Origin of the sequence: Gleimia hominis, assembly GCF_032085515.1 — a bacterium.
GTDB classification, from domain to species: domain Bacteria; phylum Actinomycetota; class Actinomycetes; order Actinomycetales; family Actinomycetaceae; genus Gleimia; species Gleimia hominis.
Map to the genome: position 1 here is coordinate 126,308 of NZ_JASXSX010000001.1, position 16,592 is coordinate 142,899.

General features: G+C 56.6%; 14 protein-coding genes. 13 read left to right on the forward strand and 1 reads right to left on the reverse strand.

The window, feature by feature from the left end; genetic code table 11:
* Positions 1-24: 24 nt before the first annotated feature.
* From QS713_RS00625 to QS713_RS00685, 13 genes are all read left to right on the forward strand, one after another.
* Positions 25-2,856, forward strand: coding sequence for a phage tail spike protein (locus QS713_RS00625; RefSeq protein WP_313271595.1), 2,832 nt, complete (start codon positions 25-27; stop codon positions 2,854-2,856).
* 14 nt (positions 2,857-2,870) lie between these two features.
* Positions 2,871-3,293 carry a DUF1617 family protein gene (locus tag QS713_RS00630; RefSeq protein WP_313271597.1) on the forward strand — a complete coding sequence of 141 codons (423 nt, stop codon included), beginning with the start codon at positions 2,871-2,873 and terminating at the stop codon, positions 3,291-3,293.
* Positions 3,290-3,508 carry an acetyl-CoA carboxylase gene (locus tag QS713_RS00635; protein ID WP_313271598.1) on the forward strand — a complete coding sequence of 73 codons (219 nt, stop codon included), beginning with the start codon at positions 3,290-3,292 and terminating at the stop codon, positions 3,506-3,508. The genes QS713_RS00630 and QS713_RS00635 overlap by 4 nt, the downstream gene beginning before the upstream one ends.
* Before the next feature lie 80 nt (positions 3,509-3,588).
* On the forward strand, positions 3,589-4,053 hold the full coding sequence (locus tag QS713_RS00640) for a phage holin family protein (protein WP_313271600.1): 465 nt from the start codon (positions 3,589-3,591) through the stop codon (positions 4,051-4,053).
* A complete protein-coding gene (locus tag QS713_RS00645) occupies positions 4,053-4,871 on the forward strand; it encodes an N-acetylmuramoyl-L-alanine amidase (RefSeq protein WP_219585294.1) in 819 nt (272 codons plus the stop codon). Before QS713_RS00640 ends, QS713_RS00645 begins: the two co-directional genes overlap by 1 nt.
* Positions 4,872-5,248: 377 nt before the next feature.
* Positions 5,249-5,608 carry a hypothetical protein gene (locus QS713_RS00650; RefSeq protein WP_313271601.1) on the forward strand — a complete coding sequence of 120 codons (360 nt, stop codon included), beginning with the start codon at positions 5,249-5,251 and terminating at the stop codon, positions 5,606-5,608.
* Positions 5,609-5,654: 46 nt separating this feature from the next.
* Positions 5,655-6,905: a recombinase family protein gene (locus QS713_RS00655; protein WP_313271603.1), complete on the forward strand. Its 1,251-nt coding sequence runs from the start codon at positions 5,655-5,657 to the stop codon at positions 6,903-6,905.
* Entirely contained in the window at positions 6,902-8,479 is a 1,578-nt protein-coding gene (locus QS713_RS00660) for a recombinase family protein (protein ID WP_313271605.1), read from the forward strand. Before QS713_RS00655 ends, QS713_RS00660 begins: the two co-directional genes overlap by 4 nt.
* An 84-nt stretch (positions 8,480-8,563) precedes the next feature.
* Complete coding sequence (locus QS713_RS00665) at positions 8,564-10,351, forward strand: ABC transporter ATP-binding protein (RefSeq protein WP_313271607.1); 1,788 nt, start codon at positions 8,564-8,566, stop codon at positions 10,349-10,351.
* Positions 10,348-12,096: an ABC transporter ATP-binding protein gene (locus QS713_RS00670; RefSeq protein WP_285470745.1), complete on the forward strand. Its 1,749-nt coding sequence runs from the start codon at positions 10,348-10,350 to the stop codon at positions 12,094-12,096. Before QS713_RS00665 ends, QS713_RS00670 begins: the two co-directional genes overlap by 4 nt.
* Positions 12,097-12,132: 36 nt before the next feature.
* Positions 12,133-12,729, forward strand: a complete 597-nt coding sequence (locus QS713_RS00675) for an MptD family putative ECF transporter S component (RefSeq protein ID WP_285470744.1) — start codon at positions 12,133-12,135, stop codon at positions 12,727-12,729.
* Entirely contained in the window at positions 12,722-13,408 is a 687-nt protein-coding gene (locus QS713_RS00680) for an energy-coupling factor transporter transmembrane component T family protein (RefSeq protein WP_034370647.1), read from the forward strand. Before QS713_RS00675 ends, QS713_RS00680 begins: the two co-directional genes overlap by 8 nt.
* Complete coding sequence (locus tag QS713_RS00685; protein WP_313271613.1) at positions 13,405-14,817, forward strand: ABC transporter ATP-binding protein; 1,413 nt, start codon at positions 13,405-13,407, stop codon at positions 14,815-14,817. The genes QS713_RS00680 and QS713_RS00685 overlap by 4 nt, the downstream gene beginning before the upstream one ends.
* A 511-nt stretch (positions 14,818-15,328) precedes the next feature.
* Here QS713_RS00685 and QS713_RS00690 read toward each other — a convergent pair.
* A complete protein-coding gene (locus QS713_RS00690; RefSeq protein ID WP_313271615.1) occupies positions 15,329-16,552 on the reverse strand; it encodes an MFS transporter in 1,224 nt (407 codons plus the stop codon).
* Between the last annotated feature and the right edge of the window lie 40 nt (positions 16,553-16,592).

Here is a 16,592-nt window from a genome sequence, read left to right on the forward strand (position 1 = left end):
TTGTTTTGTTTGGAAGGCACCCTCATGATTACGGTTCACGACCGCACCGCCACCACATTCACCGCCACCGGGCTAGGAGTCTTGGATCGGGAGATCATCAGCCCGATCGTGGTCGAAGAACTAGGTGGCGAATTCTCCCTGACCTTCACCTACCCGGCAGACGACCCTTCAGCCGCGTACCTCGTAGTGGAAAACATTGTGGCAGCGCCCGTGCCAGGGCTGGAGCAACGTCAGGGGTTCCGTATTAGCGAGGTTGTCACCACCCTTGACGGCTTTCTCGAAGTGAGCGCGTTTCATGTCTTCTATGATCTGGCTGCGAACCTCATCGCCGACACCTACGTGGTCAACAAGACCGCCAAGGCTGCACTCGACCAGCTGCTGGGTGCTGCGAACACGCCCCACAGGTTCACCGCCACCAGCTCCGACACCACGACTCGGGCGAGTGCTCGGGTGGTGCGCATGCCCATCGCCGCCGCTCTCATGGATACCGGCGAGGACAACACGCTCATCTCGCGTTGGGGCGGGGAACTGGCCCGCGATAATTTCCATATCCATCACGCGCCCATGCGCGGAGCCAACCATGGGGTGGTCATTCGTGACCGCAAGAACCTCACTGGCTTCGAATCATCTATTGATTTTTCGACGGTGGTGACGCGGATTTTGCCGGTCGGCTACGACGGTCTACTCTTGCCTGAGCTCTATGTGGATTCGCCGAAGTTGGGTGATTATGTGGTGCCGCGTATCCGCGTCATCCGCTACGGACAAGTCAAAGCCATCACTGATAAAGACAACCCACGTGAAGGCGAGCTTCCGCTCGATCAAGCACACGCGCAGTTGCGACGTCTGGCGGCAGCGGAATTCAGTGCGAGACATGTGGATGAGCCGTCTGGCTCGTACAAGATCCGCTTCACTGACCTTTCACAAACCCGTGAATACGCTGATCTTGCGCGGCTAGAGACCGTGGAGATTGGCGATACCGTGACCGTCCGCCACGCTGATCTTGGTGTTGCGCTCACGGCACGGGTGGTCGCTTACGAATACAACCCACTCTCAGGTCAATACATCTCGCTCGAACTTGGAACCGTAGCTCGGAAGTTCACGTCCGTCACCCGGCAGGTGAAGTCTGCGATGAGTACGGCGGTGGCTGCGTCGGATGCGGCCGGGTTCGCGTTGGCTAGTGCGGATGGGAAGAACACCAACCACTACGGCAGCACCCAACCCGCCACCGCGCAGCTGGGTGACACATGGTTTAAAAGCAACGGCGAAACAACCGAAATCTGGATCTACCGGCTCACCGACACCGGGCAACCGGGCTGGGTGGCACTCGCTACTGATCTGAACCATGCCCAGGTGCAGGCCGAACTCGACGCCGCCCGCGCAGAGGTCGACCAAGCCCTCGCCGCCGCACAAGACGCACAAACCGCCGTCGATGCTGTCGCCACTCAGATGGCGTCGGCGCAGGTCGAGATCGACCAGGCCAAGACCGCAGCCGCTGGTGCTACCCAGTTGGCGCAGGATGCCCACGACGTTGCGGTTACCTCGGATGGGCGGCTCACGGTTGCCGTTGTTGACCCGAGCGTAGCGGACGCGGCTGGCAGGCCGGAGGGCGCGCTGTGGCAAGTGCGCGCCGATGGCGTGATCGCCCGCCAATACATCCTCACCAACAACCAATGGGAACCAACACCGGTGGGTGGCGCGATGATCGGGTCGAAAGCGATCAGCCAAGCACACATCGCAGATGCCGCCATCGGCACCGCACACATCGCTGATGCCGCGATCACCAACGCGAAAATCAGCTCACTGTCGGCAGACAAGATCACCTCGGGCTATCTCGCTGCTGGACGGATTGCTGCCGGCTCGATCACTTCGGACGAGCTGACGATCGCCAATGGGTTTATTACGAATGCGATGATCTCGAATGCGGCGATCACGGATGCGAAGGTTGGCAGCCTATCCGCGAACAAGATTACGACCGGTACCTTATCGGCTGCACGCATCGCAGCCGGTTCAATCACCTCCGACAAGCTCACAGTCGCCAACGGATACATCACTAACGCGATGATCAAAGACGCTGCGGTCACATCGGCCAAGATTGCTTCGCTGGATGCTGTGAAGATCACTACCGGCTACCTCAGCGCAGGCAGGATCGCCGCGCGGTCGATTACGGCGGACAAGCTCGCCACCAACGCCATCCAAGTAGGCCTGGCAGGCTGGACGCAATCTATCCGCATCACCCCGTATCAGATCGCTTGGTATGACGGGACCACCCTGGAGGGCAAGATTACGAGCGCTGGTATGCAGTTTTGGTACGGCACTAGGTATATCGGTGAGTTTGCTCGGCGGGCTCATAAGGACAAGCCGAATGTGCAAGGCATCGTGAACCAGCTTGCTTACAAAGGCGACTACGTGGCCTGGACCTACCAGAAGGCAGACGGCGGCACCTACTACACCTGTCTCACCCTTGACCCGAAAGGCCTGTTTTACGGGCAGGCAGGTATCCACCTCGGCTCCGATCTGCGAACAGGTGGCTACAAGTTCTACACGACGGGCTCACGGTATGTGACCTTGCAGGACTGCACGCTGACGGGCAAGGGAACCTATTCGGGCTGGGTGGGGCCAAGCGGGCTGTCGAAGATCGTGTTTCACACCTATGACCTGATGGTGGTCACTAACGGCTCGTATTACAACATGACCCGCCTATTCGACCGCACCAAAGATTTGATGTCGCGAATGAACGCGATCCTCAGCCTGCTCAATCAAGGCTGGATCACATCCATCTCCGGAACCGGGTCGAACATCACGTGGCGGTACTTCTCCAACACTGGCTTATCGGCCATGTCCACCAACCTCGCATAGAAAAGGAAACACTGATGAAGATCATGCTCGCCAACCAGTATTTGCAACCCATCGCAGACCTACTCACCAATATGCCGCTCAAAGCCACTCAATCCAGGGCGCGCTCGAAACTCCTCACGCTAGTGAAGGAAGCGATTGCACGGTTCGGGGAAGACGAATACGACCTCGTCACTCACTACGCGACCCTCGGCGAGAACGGCCGCCCCGTCTTTGCGGACGATGGCACGTTCGTCCTCGCTGACCCTGACAAGGCCAGTGAATTCCTTGACGCACGTACCGAGTTGCTGGCCTCGGTTGCGGAAGTCTCCGGCCCAACCTACGACGGCCACGAAGCAGACATCCGCCAGCTTCTTGATGGCTATGAGGGTGAGCTTTCTGGCGAAGCGGCTGAAGCCTATGACGTCCTTTACGACGCGATCACCAAGGGTGGCCAATGACCACCGAAGACGAGAACAAAGAACTCACCGAAGTCTCCGCTGATGAGTCAACGTCTAGCGAAGAAGTGCAGCTACCGATCGTCCCAGTTGAGTCCGATGCCACGCCTGCACCACCAGCAGAGGCTATCGAAGTCCAAGAACTCCCAGCACCACAGGTAGCTTCGTTCGACTTGAGCCTGCCGATCTTGGAGGTCTTGACTGACCCAACCATGTAGTCCAGTGCTACACCGATTTTTTTGATGCCTTCACCCCAGATGGGTGTGGGCAATTTTTTATGCCCACGAAAGGAATACCCATGTCTATACACGCCATCTGGCACGCCATCCAAACCGGAATCGCCGGTGTCGGTGCTTGGCTCGCCGCCTACCTCGGCGGCTTAGACGGTTTGGTTTACGCGTTGATCGTCTTCGCTATCGCCGACTACATCACCGGCGTGTTGGCCGCCATCAACGAACGCCGCCTCAGTTCATCCGTCGGTTTTAGAGGTATCAGCCGCAAAATCCTCATCTTCACTCTCGTCGGCCTCGCCCATTTGATCGACGTCCACGTCCTCGGAGCACCCGGCGTGCTTCGCGCGGCGGTCATTTTCTTCTACCTGTCCAACGAAGGCATCTCGCTGGTGGAGAACGCCACCCGCCTCGGCCTGCCCGTCCCATCCCAAATGCGTGGGGCGCTTGATGCGATCGCTAACCGCGCCGACAAACGACCACCCCTGACCGAAACGACAATTGAAAACACAACAGATAAGGAGATTCACTGATGAAGAATTGGCTCGCGCTTGAGGCCGATATCGACCTCATCATGAACAAGCACTACACGCCCGGCAGGAACGGTAGGCGGATCGATAAGGTCATCATCCACCACAACGCAGGCAACCTCACCATCAGGGGCTGCTACGACGTGTGGCAAACCCGTCCTGCTTCCGCCCACTACCAAGTCCAAACCGACGGACGCATAGGCCAGCTCGTATGGGACCGGGATACCGCCTGGCATGCAGGAAACTTTGCCGCCAACACCACCAGTATTGGCATCGAACACGCCGACATGACCAGTGATCCATGGACTGTATCCGAGGCGTGCCTTGATAACGGTGCACACCTCGTCGCGGCCGTTTGCAAGTTCTACGGTCTCGGCCGACCTCAGTGGGGGAAGAACGTGTTCGGGCACAAGGACTTCTCTGCTACGGCCTGTCCGGCATCTCTTGCTGGCTCCCAGCACGCCGCATACATGGCTCGCGCCCAGTCTTGGTATGACCAGATGATCGGCACAGCCCCGGCACCAGCTCCTGTTCCTGCAGCGCCGAACATCGACGCATTGGCTGACGCTGTCATTCGTGGCGAGTACGGGAACGGTGATGAGCGTAAGCGTTGCCTCGGAGCCAACTACGCGGCTGTCCAACAGCGAGTCAATGAGAAGCTTTCTGGCAACGCGCCAGCGAAGCCTGCTGGGCCCAACATTGATGCCCTCGCTGACGCCGTGATCCGTGGCGAGTACGGCAATGGTGAGGAACGTAAGCGCCGCTTGGGCAACCTCTACAACGCGGTCCAAGCGCGAGTGAATGCCAAGCTCGGCTACTAACAGCTAGAGGTCAACGAACTTAGCCCCGTCAGCACTGTGACTTCCCAACTTTCGGGGAGCCGGTGGTGGCGGGGCTTTTCGTCATTTTACGGACGGATTTAACAATCGGGGGTTTGTCGGCAGTGGGGTGAAGGGAGTGACCCCACTGTGAATGATCTTGATGAACAACGTATCCGTAACCTGCGCACGGCGGGCTGGGGGTATAAAGCGATTGCCGAGTTTTGCGGCCTGACCCGTGACCAGGTCCGTTCATACTGCACCAGCCGAAACCTTGAGGCTGGGTTGGTGGTGGCCTGGTGCGTGTGCCACTGGTGTGCCAGCCCTATACAGGGAGCAGCTCGGGCTAGGTTTTGCTCGCCCGCCTGCAGGCATAAAGCGTGGCGGGAACGGCAGAAAACCGAGCCTGTGCGCGAGCAGACCTGTACGCACTGCGGACGCCGCTTCGCGATCGTGGACAAGCCAGGTCAAAAGTTTTGCTGTCACGCCTGCTATGTGCGTGCCCGATTCGGCACACGTGGCGGACGACCATGAGCACGCTCGCCGCTCGGGTTGATCAGATGACACAGCCTGAGGTGTTCGCCCGAGAACTCGCCTTCATCACGGACGCTCACGTCTTAAGCATGCTGGCAGATCGGGGCATGCTCACACCTTCAGAGTATCGACATGCCTATCGGCTGTTGTGGGAGGACTGGAGCCCGATCTATCAACCACAGATTGTGGGCGAAACGACTGGATAAACACCTGGTTTAGAGCGTGTATAGACCTAACGCGAAAGGAGAAAACGTGGCACAAGTTAGTGTGGTGACACCAGTTCGGCCGCCTGCCCCGAAACTGGTCAACGTAGCAGCATACGCTAGGGTCTCAACCAACGCCGTCGAGCAGTTAGCATCCCTATCGGCGCAGGTTTCGTATTATTCGCGCCTGATCCAATCCACACCCAGATGGGCCTATGTAGGGGTGTTTACCGACGAGGGTATAACCGGCACGTCAACAAAATCCCGGCAAGGCCTGGCCGACCTGATGGACGCAGCCAGGAGTGGGGGTGTCGATCTTGTGTTGTGTAAATCAATCTCACGCCTGGCCCGCAACACTGTCGACCTGCTCGCTACGGTCCGTGAGCTCAAAGACCTTGGCGTGGCCGTACGATTCGAACGCGAACGCATCGACACCCTTAGCGCTGACGGGGAACTGCTGCTAACCTTGCTGGCCTCGTTCGCCCAAGAAGAATCCCGCTCGCTATCCCACAACGTCAAATGGGCAATCCGCAACCGATACAAGAACGGTGGCACGAACTCCTTCGTTGTCTATGGCTACCACTGGGCAAACGGCCAGTTCACCATCATCGACGAAGAAGCCAAGATCGTGCGCTTACTGTTTGCCAATTATCTCGATGGGATCAGCCCGGAAAAGACCGCTGGCATGCTCAACTCCGAAGGTAAACGCTCTCGGGGAGGGGGACGGTTCTACGGATCCGTGTTTCGTCGCATGCTCGAAAATGAGCGTTACAAGGGCTGCCAAATGCTACAGAAAATGTACCGCCCCACAATCCAAGCACCCACACGCTCCTTCAATGACGGGGAGTTGCCGCGATACTGGGTTGAGCAAGCCCTCCCAGCGATCATTGACGAGGCGATGTTTGACGCGGTGCAAGCAGAAATCGCGTACAGGCGTGAGGTGGGTCCGGCGGCGACCCCGTCAAAGAACACGGGCGTATTCACCGGGCGGATCTGTTGCGGCGTGTGCGGGAAGAACTATCAACGCAAAACCCGCACCTACAAGTCTGGAACCTCATATAAGTTTTGGCGCTGCTGGAGTGCCTGCACCGGGAACGGAAACCCCTGTAGGGGGCACAACCTGCGCGAAACACTCCTCGAACACGCCTGCGCAGACATGCTCGGCACCAAAAGTTTCGACCCCGTCCAGGTTGGCGAGCAGATCGTGATGATTGAAGCCTTCGAGCATCAGCTCACATTCCACCTCGCGGATGGAACCATGGCATCAGTGGGGTTAACCAGTGAGGGGAGGTTGGCATGAGTCGCACCGTCACAGCGATACCCGCAACAAAGAAGCTTCGATCTGCCGCGGCCTCATCTGGTGTACCGGCACGCAGACGGGTGGCCGCGTATGCGCGAGTTTCCACCGAGATGGAAGAGCAAACCTCCTCGTATGAGGCGCAAATCGACTACTACACCACCTATATTCGCTCACGTTCTGATTGGCGGTTCGCGGGCATGTATTCCGATGAGGGCATCTCTGGCACCTCCATGAAGCGCCGTGAGGGATTCCAAACCATGATCGATGACGCCCTGGCAGGCAAAATCGACCTGATCCTCACCAAGAGTGTGTCCCGGTTCGCACGCAACACCGTCGACTCGCTGACCACCGTGCGTAAGCTCAAGGATGCAGGCGTCGAGGTCTATTTTGAGAAGGAGAATATTTACACCTTTGACGCCAAAGGCGAGCTATTGATCACGATCATGAGTTCACTGGCGCAAGAAGAATCCCGCTCTATCTCTGAGAACGTCACCTGGGGGCACAGGAAGCGTTTTCAAGATGGGAAAGTCATGGTTCCCTACAAATCCCTACTCGGATATAAGAAAGGCGAGGGTGGCAGCCTCGTCATTGACGAAACCCAGGCTCCGACCGTGCGGTTGATCTACCAGCTTTTCCTTGACGGGATGGCGATCAGTGAGATTAAAACCGAACTCGCTGCCCGCAAGATTCTCACCCCGCGCGGGAAAGAAGTGTGGTCAACGTCGACAGTGCGCTCGATCCTGTCGAATGAAAAATACAAGGGCGATGCCCTGCTTCAAAAGACGTTTACCACGGATTTCTTAACCAAACGTATGAAGGTCAACGAGGGTGAAGTGCCCCAATACTATGTGTCGGGTAATCACGAGCCGATTATTGCTCCGCGTATCTGGGATCAGGTGCAATACGAGCTCACCACCCGACACGGCAACATATCCTCATCGAAGGTCGGCTTGTTCTCCACCCGGCTCAAGTGTTCGCAGTGTGGTGCATGGTATGGGCGTAAAACGTGGGCGTCGAACACGAAATATAAGTACACAGTTTGGCAATGCAACCACAAATACGCAGGCGGACACCCTTGCAGCAGCGCGACTGTGAAGGACGAACATATCAAGAACGCTTTCGTCCAAGCACTCAACCAACTGATCGCCCGCCAGCCACGACAAAGCCACCTACTGCAAATCTTTGATTCCATGTTTGATACGAGCCGTATGGAAGAACAAGCCGCCGCCTGCCAGGCGAAAATCGTGGAGCTCACTGAGCAGATCGAAGCACTGATAGCGGAAAACCAGCAACGCGCGCTCGACCAAGACGCCTACCAAAACAAGTACACCGAACTCGATACTGCCTACCGAAAGACACTCGCACGCAAAACAAGCCTCGAAGCCGACATCACAGCAAAGACAGCCAAACATGCGGCCGTGACTACAGCCCTAAGCGATCTGGCGGGCGAACCTGTGAGCGAGTTCCGCCCCTCACAGTGGAGCGCACTCATTGATCACGCCATCGTAGGCGAGGATACGATCCGGTTCGTATTCCGCACCGGTGAACAGGTGAGCATGACCCTGCAAGGGTGATGTTGTAGCGGTTGACGTGCACGGTTAGGTACATCTCCCAGAAATTAGATAAGGTTAGCCTTACTTAATAAGGATGGTGTTTGCATGGACGATAGTGCAATGGATCAGGGTGTTGACGGTGAGTATGGGTCCGCGAAGGAAAAATCTGTCGCTGGCCAGAACGCGATCCGTCAGCTATCGCAGCCGGTGAAAGGCAAGCTGTTCGTCGCGCAGGTTTTGGCTTTTCTCTCTGGTGTGTTGGCTATTGCCCCGTATGTGGCTTTGGTGGAGCTTGGCAGAGAACTTATGCAAGACCAGGTGGACCCGGCGCGGGTGAACTGGATTGTCATGCTCCTCGTCAGCGCATACATGACCCGGTTGACCTTATATTTTGTTGCATTGGGCGTGACGCATTTTATTGACCTGTCGTTGCGTAATCAGATGCGTCGGCAAATTGCCGCCCGAATGTCGACTGCTCCGCTGTCGTGGTTTACCCGCGAGGGTGAGGGGAAGATCCGCAAGACCATTCAGGATGATACGGCCACGGTGCACACAGTGATCGCGCACGGGCCGATCGAGAAACTGAACGCGATCGTATCCCCGCTCGCTTTGTTGGCCTATGCGTTTGTGGTGGATTGGCGACTCGCGTTGCTGTCGATTGCGACGATTCCGATTTATGTGGGCATGTATGGCATGTCGATGCGTGGGATGAATGAGAAGACCGCGCAAATGGATACCAAGCTCGCTCAGGTTTCGGCAACGATGGCCGAGTTCGTTGCCGGTATCTCAGTGGTGAAAGCGTTCGGCAAGGTCGGCCAAGCACATAAAGCCTATTTAGATGCAGCTAACGAGTTTTCTAAGTTCTACCGGGCGTGGTGTATGCCGCTGGTGTCGATGTCGGTCGCCTCATTTTCGTGGGTGTCGATCCCGGTGTTGTTGATCGTGAACCTTGGCGGTGGCGCGTTGATGATGAACGCCGGTTGGGTGAGCATCTACGAAGTGGTAACGACGACGTTGATCGCCTTGGTGCTGCCGGGAGCGTTGATGGCAGTCGCAACCATCGCCTGGTCGTACCAGCTCGCAGGGTCTGCGGCAGTGAGGCTGGTGAACGTCATGGAGCTACCGGCGTTGAGTCAGCCCGATGCGCCACAGACACCAAACGGTCATGATATTGAGATTCGGGGTGTGTCGTATGCCTATGACGACACCCAGGCATTAGACGAGGTGAGCCTGAGCATTCCGGAGGGGACGGTGACTGCGCTGGTTGGCCCGTCGGGTGCGGGGAAGTCGACATTGGCGAGTTTGATGGCCCGCTTCGATGACCCGGACGCTGGCACGATCACTATCGGCGGGGTTGATCTAAAGAGCATTTCCCAGGACGTGTTGTATTCGACGGTCGCATTCGTCCTGCAAGATGCACAACTTATTCGCGACACCATCCACAACAACATTTCCCTGGGCGCGCCAGACGCAACCTTGGATCAGGTGCGTCAGGCGGCGAGAGCAGCGCAGATCGACGAGTTCATCATGAGCCTGCCAGATGGTTACGACACCGTGTTGGGGGAGGACACCCACGTTTCGGGCGGGCAGGCAGCCCGTATCGCGATCGCCCGGGCGCTCATGGTTGATGCCCCAGTATTGGTGCTGGACGAGGCGACGGCGATGGCGGACCCGGAATCGGAATCGAAAATCCAACAAGCTCTCTCGACTCTTGCCAAAGGCAGAACCGTGATTGTGATCGCTCACCGACTGGCCTCGATCAGAGGGGCAGACCAAATCGTCGTCATGGAACGCGGGCGCATTGCTGTGGTCGGTAAACACGACGAGCTGTTGGGTAATGCGCACTATCAGGCACTTCTTGCCCAAGGTGCATGCGAGGAGATGACACGATGAATCAACTATTGCTGCCACGCTTTAAGCGTTTGATGGAACCCGCCTCGTGGCGAGACCTCTCGGTCGGTCAAGCGTGGGGTGCGGTCTCAGGACTGTGTCACGGCTTTGCCCTGCTGACTCTGCTTCCCGCAGCAAGTGCCCTAGCGACCGGAATGCCGGTGTGGGGGTTATCGTTTTGGGGCTGGCTCATCGCCTTGGCGGTGATCTCGGTAGCGGGTGTAGGCACCGAGTTTTATGGCATGCGCACCGGCTATATCGGCGCGCTCGGATTCATTCACGACGTACACCAGGCAGTAGGTAACAAAGTAGCCCGCCTACCGTTGGGAGTGTTCGATTCGGGTAGCTCTGGCCGACTGTCGCGCATGGTCACCCAGGAAATGATGAACTTGGGCGAGTCGGCGGCACATTTCATTTTCTCCCTCGTCCAAAAACTCTCAGCCGTGCTCGTAGTCACTGTGGGAACCTGGTTCTGGGATTGGCGGCTGGGACTGACCTTGACAATTGCGTTCCCGATCATGCTTGCCTTCCTCCATATTTCCCGTGTGCTTCTTGATAAAGGTAAGCAGGTTTCCGAACCAGCCGAATCGGAGCTGGCGGCTCGCATGGTCGAATTCGCCACCTGCCAAGGCGCGCTGCGTTCCTGCCATGTCGCCGACGACTACCCGGCCCTTGATCGGGCATTCAAACAGGCTGACCGCAAAAGTCGCAAAGCATTGTGGATCGAAACATTAGCGAACCTGATTAATGGAATGTTCGTCCAAGCGCTTGTCGTGGTAATGATTTGGCTGACCGCCCAACTCGCCCTCGGCGGGCAGATGAATGCGCTGAACGCCGTGGTCACAATCGGCATGTGCCTGCGGTTCACTACCATGCTCCAAGACATCGGTGGCTGCATGACCGGGCTGGAAGAACGCCGCCAGCAGATGAACCACGTCGACAAGGTCATGGACGCTCCCGAACTGTCCGAACCTGTCACCTCCACACCGGTGAGCGCTCCTGGTGATGTTCGCTTCGATGATGTGACCTTCGGCTACGATCCGGACACCCCGGTTCTTTGTAATATTTCCTTCCATGTCCCGCAAGGCGGCATGTGTGCCCTGGTTGGTCCATCTGGGTGCGGGAAGACGACGATCGCCCGGTTGGTTGCACGTTTCTGGGATGTGCAGTCCGGCAGCGTGCGCGTTGGCGGGGTTGATGTGCGCGAGCAAACCATCGAAGACCTGATGCGCCAGGTGTCTCTCGTCTTCCAAGACGTCTACTTATTCAATGACACGCTCGAGGCCAATATTCGCCTTGGTAACCCAGAAGCTACCGATGAAGAGATTCGATGGGCGGCTGACCTGTCGGGCGTGACGGAAATCGTCAACCGCCTCCCAGACGGCTGGAATTCATTGGCGGGTGCTGGCGGGCGTGCACTGTCAGGTGGGGAACGCCAACGAGTGTCCATCGCTCGCGCCTTGGTGAAGAAAGCTCCGATCGTGCTGTTCGATGAGGCCACCAGCGCGTTGGACGCGGAAAATGAAGCCAACATTGTTGCGGCGATGAACGAGCTACGCAAGCGCTCCACACTGATTGTCATCGCCCACAAACTTGAAACCATTCGCCAAGCTGACCAAATCATTGTGCTCTCCCACGGTGGGCGTATCGCCCAGCGCGGGTGCCACGACGAGCTGGTCAACCAGCCAGGTCAATACCGCGATTTCTGGCAAGAACGCATCAACGCCGCCGGATGGCAACTCGTCTAAAACACAGCACTGTTCATAATCATGAAAGGAATAACTATGTCCACACCCACGTCCTCGCGCCTAAACACGCGCGACTTCATCAACATTGGCGTCTTCACCGCTTTGATGTTCGTCATCGTGTTTGCATTCGGAATGCTCGGGTTCATCCCCGCCGCCATGTATGCCGGTTTCTTGCTTTCTATCCTCGTTAACGGCATCGTCTTTGCGCTGTTCACAGCACGCACTCCGAAGATGGGGGCATTGACAATCATGCTGGTTATCATCGAAATCCTCTTTTTCGTGACCGGTCACTGGGTGGGCGGCATCGCGGTGGCCGCTGTATTTGGCCTGCTCGCCGACCTAGTCATCACCAAGGGGCCGAAGAGCGTGAAGGTTCGCGTTCCGCTGGCATACGCACTGTTTATTCTGCCGATCTACGTGTCACCGTGGATGCCGCTATTTATGAACCAAGACGCGTATATGTCGCAGATCGCCGAACAAATGGGCGCAGACTACGCCGCCAAGATGGCGCAGGTTGTCACGATTCCGATTCTGCTGGGCTTCTTCGTCGTGATGCTCATCGTTGGCTGGCTTGCTGGTCTGTTGGGAACCAGGGTCGCGCGCAAACACTTTGAACGGGCCGGTCTTGTCTAAACTTCCCGACCCGCGCACGATTATCGCAGCGCTCGTCATCGTCTCCACCACGATCTACAGTGCCTACTCGCCGTGGTTCGTGTGTGCTCTGGGCGGATTCGCCGCCGTGATGCTGGCGAGCGCTGCGATCAACCCCAACACGCTCGTGCGCCCGAGCTGGGTGGCCGTATACTTGGCCACGTTTGCGGTCCTCGGCGGGCTCGTCTTCGTGATACCACTGGTGTGGAAGTCAACGGCCGGCGCGTTCTTCGTGCTGTTTTTGCAGTTGATGTGGCGATTCAGTGTCAGCGCAGGAATGGGAGCCTACGCGATTGGCGTGATCCGACCCGCCACCTTGCAAAAAGCACTCGCCAGCTCGCGGATCCCGACCTGTTTCACGATCCCAATCTCTGTTGCCTTACGTGTGCTGCCCGTGATCGGCCACGAGGTTAAAGCGATCTCAGATGCCATGAAACTACGCGGGATGTCCGTGCTCTCACTGCGTGCGGCGCAATACTTCACAATCCCGCTGCTATCGACCGTGGTACGCAGCGGGGACGAACTGGCATCGGCCGCCCTCGTGCGAGGACTGGGCGGAACCGCAAAGTCCACCTCGGTCACAGTCGTGAAATTCCGTGTGATCGACGCAGTCATTCTGCTCATCGTTATCGGCTTCGCGATATGGAGAATCGTCCTATGACAACAGCCCAAGCCACCAGGGTCACCTTCACCTATCGAGGAGCAGACCATCCCTCAATCAACGACGCAACCATCACCATCACACCTGGAACCGTCACCTTGCTGTGTGGCGCATCCGGGTCAGGAAAAACCACCGCACTACGGCTATTTAACGGGCTCATCCCGCACTTTCACGACGGCGACCTCACCGGAAGCGTCACAGTCGACGACATTGACGTGGCACGAACAGATCTGCCACGCCTTGCCCACCACTGCTCGACAGTATTCCAAAACCCGCGCACCCAGTTCTACACCACTCACGTGCGTCAAGAACTCGCCTTCGGTCCAGAAAACCTCGGTCGCGACCCGCATGACATTCGCCGACGCATTGATGAAGTAGCCGCCGAGTTAGGTATCGCCGATCTGCTGGAATCCCGCGTCACACAACTATCAGGCGGACAGATGCAACGCGTGGCCTGCGCCGTCGCCATGTGCAACAACACGTCGCTGATCGTGTTCGACGAACCGACCGCGAACCTGTCAGCTGATCTTATCGACCAACTCGCCACACTCATCGCCAGGCTCAAAGCCGATAGACACACCATCATCATCGCTGAACATCGGCTGAGCTTCCTTTCCGGGATCGTCGACCGTGTCTACTGCTTCGACAAAGGTAACATCGCCCTCACCGCAACCGGCGAAGAGTTCTACGCTACCTCGGATGAGGAGCGCAAACAGCTTGGACTGCGATCCCTAGTGACTGTGCCCATGCCGCAGCTACCGCAACCGGCAGGATATGGGCTGGAGATCAGAAACCTCACCTTCGCCTACCGCCACGGAAACACGGTTCTCAACATCGACCATCTGCTCTTCCCGGCAGGGAAAATCACCGCACTGTTGGGCCCGTGCGGGTCAGGCAAATCAACACTGGCACGTATCGTCTGCGGACTCGAAAAAGCCAAAGGTGCATCCATCACACTCAATGGGCAAAAATTCACCAGCCGAGACGCATACCTCGTCATGCAAGACCCCACCCGGCAGCTATTCTCAGACACAGTCATTGACGAAGTCACGCTCGGGATAACGAGAGCCGAAAAACAACACATCGACGCCCGCACGATCCTTGAAGAACTCGATCTTGCGGAGCACGAGTCCGACCATCCGCAAGCGCTGTCTGGTGGGCAGCGCCAACGCCTGGTCATCGCCACCGCGCTTGCCGCGAACAAGAAGGTCTACATTTTCGACGAGCCGACATCGGGTGTGGGCTACAAGCACCTCGTCGCAATTTCTCAAGTGATGCGCAAACTCGCTGATACCGGTGCCGTCGTCATCGTCATCACCCACGACGCCGAACTCGTCACCGAGGTCGCCAACCATAGCGTCCGCCTCGACCAAATCAACGCCTGCTCAGACATGTGTCTACAGGAGTGAACGAGGGATTCACGAGCCGAGTTTCTAGAAGGGGGTCATCATGAGCGAGCATCACCACGATCACGGGCCAAGCGCGCAAGAAGCCGCCACAGATTCACACCTGCGAAAAAAGCTCGCCATCGCATTCGGACTCGTGTTTAGCATCGTTTTGGTGCAAGCTATCGGCGCGTTTATGACGGGAAGCTTGGCACTCTCCTGGTCGATGTTGTCCACTCGTTGGCTGATTCTCTTTCCCACTGCGGCTTCTTTTTGTCATGATCGCGTAAGCGCTCAACAAAGTTTTCTATCTTGCCGATGTAACACTAGGTATTCTCAATAGCTTCAGGATCATTACCAAGAAGAATATACACACCATTACAAGCGATTGAGCTGAATGCCCCCGTGTTTGCATGGGGTTTTTGAGACGTTTGAGTTTGTTTGAATCTCGCAGCGACTAGACATCATAGTTCTGCTGAAGTCAATACCGCTTTAGCAGGGATTTTTATGGTTTTTGCTTCTAATCATAAAGAGATTATTTGCGGAACTCGGGATGGTAAAAACTCAGCAAAACTGCCGCAGCTATCAGAACTGTGCAACATGTCATTGGTAGCCACGGAGAGAGTCCGTAAAGTGCGGTGGAGGCTATCGGTGCCACTACATAGGCTGCACCATTGTTAGCATTAATCAACCCGGCCAGCCCACCTTGCTCTTCGGGCTTCATTTGCAAAGTAGGCGCCGTGTTGTAGCCAGGCATCGCCAGACCTAGACCAAAGCCTGTCAAGATGCTGGCCACGATGAACAGTCCAAGATTTAGTGGATAAACCAAGAGCAGTAACCCGAGAAGAACGATTATTAACCCTCTTCTAAAGAGTTTTTTAGCACCCCAGTTTAACCTTGGAGCCACCAAGGCCTGCGCCAGTATCATCACCACACCCATTATTGACATGCACAAAGCGGTGAGCCCTGCTGTTGCGCCGGCCGCTAGCTTCAAAACATCCTGCAGTAAAAAGCCGAAAAGTGTAGCCACGGTAGAAAAAGCGGTAAACATTAGGAAACCGCAAGCCAGGAACACGAATACTCTTGAATCAAAATAGGAAACTTTTGCCGGTTGAGCGACTTTTTCTTCGCCACCTGTGGGTTTGAATGTTAGCAGTAAAACGGCAACGCCTAAAAGCATGACCAGAGGCATCACCAGCAGGGGCATCATGAAACCTCCTATAGCTGCAAGGCTGCCACCCAATAAGGCTCCAAGAATAGACGAGAATCCTTGTGCAGCGCCCAAGACTCCCAGACCTTTTACCCGTTGCGTCTCACTGTAGGTATGAGTCACAACGTAGGTTTGCGCGGCTGGGGAAACTGATGCGATGGCACCGCCGTACAGCACGCCCCTAGTTATGACTACTCCTATAATCAACGCTACGCCGGTGAGCAGACCCTTAAATCCTAGCCACACCACCATAGCGAATCCACCTAGAGCCAGGATTCCGGCAAGCATGCCAATAAGCAAGATACGCCGAGATCCCCATCGCAATGAGACCCGTCCCCACCTGGTGGAGGTAAGAGAAAACATTATGGCTGCTAACGAAATGGTGGCGCCAATGTGCCATTCCTTCAACCCGATTTCGCGCGATAGTGGAGCCAGAATTGGATTAAGAATCATCTGCCCCATATACGCCAGTAGCACCGTCAAAAACAGGGGAAACAGTCCCGTTATTTTTGATTCGACTTTCTCGTTTCGTTCATTAGTGGCGCACATTAAAACATCCTTTCCAAAGTGAGCAGCCAATCAAGCTGAA